Source organism: uncultured Gimesia sp. (genome assembly GCF_937919775.1).
GTDB lineage: Bacteria > Planctomycetota > Planctomycetia > Planctomycetales > Planctomycetaceae > Gimesia.
Genome location: NZ_CALFPF010000296.1, coordinates 1 through 3,314 on the forward strand (window position 1 = coordinate 1; position 3,314 = coordinate 3,314).

The following is a 3,314-nucleotide window of genomic DNA, read 5'->3' on the forward strand; positions in this document are numbered from 1 at the left end:
GACGCTTACTTAATGGGAGAGGTCTCCCACTCCGGCTGGTGGTATTACTTTCCGCTGGCCTGGTTATTCAAAAGTACGCCCGTTGAACTGCTGCTGACGGCACTCGGACTGATTCTTAGTCTGATCTTTATTCACGTCGCCTGGAAAACAATGCGCAACTTACCCGACGCTGCTTCTGCTGCATGCCTGGAAAAAAACAACGCACTCGTTTCGCAGGAACCGACAAGCCATGCCCCGGCGATCTGGCTCTTGGCCGGTGTGGTCTTGCTGGCGATGCTGTTAACGAGCCGCCTGAATTTGGGGCAGCGGTATCTCCTGACGCTTTACCCGTTGCTGTTTCTGTTTACTATCGATCAGTTCTGGCGCTGGTTTCAGAACAGAACCTCTCTGATGATTCTGTTCTGTTTCGTCTGCGTCAGCTTGCAGGTGGTCTCGATTGCTTCCGTTCAACCACATTATCTGTCTTATTTTAATGACAGCGTGGGCGGACCGGCGGCCGGTCGGTTTTATCTGCTCGATTCCAATCTGGACTGGGGACAGGATCTGCCTGCGCTGAAAGAAGCACTCTCGGAACTGCCGGAACACGAGCGAGAGCAATGCCTGCTCTACTATTTCGGGACGGCGCGGCCGGAAGCGTTTTCCATCAACGCCCGCTCTTTGAAAGAGACGCTGCCCGCCGATTATGATCAATGGAAATATCTGGCACTTTCGGCGAATCATCTGCAGGGGCTGTATACACATTCGAAAGATCCGTTTGCGGCGTTTCGTTCGATCAAACCCATCAAACGGGCCGGCTATTCGATTTTTGTGTTTGATCTGTCGACGCCGGAAGCTCAGCAGGCCTTGCGGAAAGCCGTCGTCGTCCTGCAGGAAATGCAAGACGAACAAAACGCGAAAAACAACAGCAAATCGGCTGAAAAATGAACCGATCGCGGCACGGTAAAGTTCTGCTGACATATTGAGGTAATCTGTTATACTGCTTTTTACAAGCAGTGTTCGGCAGCCGGTGAAACGGTATTCAACAAAAAACGAAAAAATTAGTAAGGAGTCCCGACGATGAAAAAAATGTCTTTCTCTCTTGCTGTTGTGGCGTTGTTTTTGTGTTTGTCTACAGATAACTTGCGAAGTGCCATCGATGCCGAAAAACCGCAAGCGGAACCTGACTCCGAGGTGACGGTCTTGTTGGAACGAATTGCCAGCCTCGAAAAACGCGTCGCGGAACTGGAAAAAAAACGGCTGGCGCTCCCCACTCAGCCGTTTGTATTTCATGAGCTGAAAGACCTGAATTCCTTCATCCCCGTCGCGCCGGTCCAACCCACTCACCCGCAAAACTGGAAACGTAAACAGATCAACGGGATGGATTATTTTATTGTGCCGCTCAATTCGACAGGAAAAATGGGACCAACGAATGGCCGCTGATGCGTTATTTCGCCAGATCTCATGTTGATACATCAAGCTGATGGTGGTATGCGTCACATTGAAAATCGTCTGTCGCTAGAGCGCATCCCATTTAATCATGGCCTCGTCCGTGCCATTCTACTCGGTCCGAACGGCCTCGGAGACGTTACGATAAACCTGACGCAGGCTAGATCAGCCTGATTCGTTAATCTAATCATTTAAAATCAGGCAAGTTACCGTGACTGCTAATATTTCCTGATTTAATTTTGTGTTTAGCTCTAATCTGTTTCGATGGTAGCCTGGAGAATCCGGTAGCCTGAGTGAGAGTAATATTTTTTGTCGTTTGGGCGAGAATTTTTCGACGCTCCAGTGATCGATAGACCATTCAGGTGAGCTTGATTCAATTTTTGTAATTTCATTTGAGGCGTCTGAAAAATTCACAATCAACGTTGCATCATGTTGAGCTTTTCTCGCTTTTTGGCCAATCAGGATATTGCTGGGGAAAATACGTTCTTGTAAAACAATCTCGGTGTTGACCGGAACAACAATTACAGGACGCACTGAATTATCTGTGTTAAAAGTGACTGTTCCAATAATGGGTCCCGCTTTTTCCCCTGCGATTGTCAGTTGATATCGATATTCGAAGTCAGAAGAATCTAATAATTTCAATTGTATCGACGGATGCGAAGACGAAAAAGAAGTCACCGAAAAACTTTGGCGATCAGAACTGTAAACAGTCAGCTCCTGCTCGCTCTTTTCTCCCAGAGGCAAGTTTGAATTGATAATACTTTTGGGAGAAGATTCCACTGGCCATTGAGATCGTGCCGAAACTGTTAAAGCAACATGCTGCTGTTCTGGATCATTGGAATCAAATTGAATCATATGACCAATTGTGCCAGCATTGTTTCGCGAGTGAAATGAGACCGATACTTCCGAGTTTTGCCCCGGGAATATTTCCTCATGACTGATTTGAGCGGGCGCACATCCACAAGACGTACTGAGATTCTGGATGCGTAAAACTCCCGTGCCGGTATTTTTTAGAAGAAACTGGGCATTCAGTTTTTCCCCAGGTAAGACCGCACCAAAGTCTTTATGTGTGCTGTTTAATTCCAGGCGAGGCTGCTCTAACGTAACTTCCTGAGATTTCGTGAAAAATATCACTGCCGCGACTATTAGTAAGGCGGAGGTTCCGATCAATGATAATTTCTTTAAACCTGAGTGCATGAAAAATACCTGAGGCACCAAAATTCATTTAAGACTCTGTCGGGCAGTTGAGTTGACAATACTAAAGCGACAATCCCAATCGTTGCATTTCCAAGTTCAAAGAATCTTTGGATGTGGAAATGAGTAAAGCTTCGCCGGTCCATCTCTGCCGCAGTTCGCTTTCCTCAGCATGTTTCGGTTTGTAAGGCGGATCGATGATGACCATTTTGCCGTCAGTATGCGGAAGCGCTGCTGCAAAATGTTTTCCGTTAACGAACAAAATTAAGGGGACCTTAAAGTTGAGGGCCGCTTTCGAATCCAGTTTTAGACCTACGGAATAGAGACCCAGTTTATCCAAGCCTGTTGTCAAATCTTCCATGGATGATCTACCCAGGGTATCGCAGTGAACGACTTGATTACATTCAGCCAGAGATCGTGGTTGTTTCAGATAATGTGTTACTACCGAAACAGCCACGGGACCACACGGATTCTGGGGATCAAGAATGCTGGCCTCATTCCCGGTGAATTTGGGGCTTGTTTCCGAATTGAGATAACGAGAGTCGGTTAAAAGTATCCAGACTGAGATGCAGCAAAGAATCATACTTGCCCACAGAGTTGCAGCCTGAAAGATCTGCCATTTGGAAGAGATTCGTTTGTTAGCAACGGAAGACATTCTTGCTCTCAATACACTTTGAATTTGCGAAGTTATAAAT

General features: G+C 46.7%; 3 protein-coding genes and 1 pseudogene. 2 read left to right on the plus strand and 2 right to left on the minus strand.

What is annotated here, in order from left to right:
- Positions 1-924 (plus strand): annotated as a pseudogene (locus tag Q0294_RS08165) (hypothetical protein); the annotation flags it as partial.
- 132 nt (positions 925-1,056) lie between these two features.
- Positions 1,057-1,419, plus strand: coding sequence for a hypothetical protein (locus tag Q0294_RS08170; RefSeq protein WP_299463132.1), 363 nt, complete (start codon positions 1,057-1,059; stop codon positions 1,417-1,419).
- A gap of 189 nt (positions 1,420-1,608) precedes the next feature.
- Here the strand turns inward: Q0294_RS08170 and Q0294_RS08175 are convergent, their stop codons facing one another.
- Both Q0294_RS08175 and Q0294_RS08180 read right to left on the minus strand, forming a co-directional pair.
- Positions 1,609-2,622: a DUF1573 domain-containing protein gene (locus tag Q0294_RS08175; protein WP_299463135.1), complete on the minus strand. Its 1,014-nt coding sequence runs from the start codon at positions 2,620-2,622 to the stop codon at positions 1,609-1,611.
- A gap of 61 nt (positions 2,623-2,683) precedes the next feature.
- A partial coding sequence (locus Q0294_RS08180; protein WP_299463138.1) for a cysteine peptidase family C39 domain-containing protein occupies positions 2,684-3,314 on the minus strand: 631 nt, incomplete at its 5' end.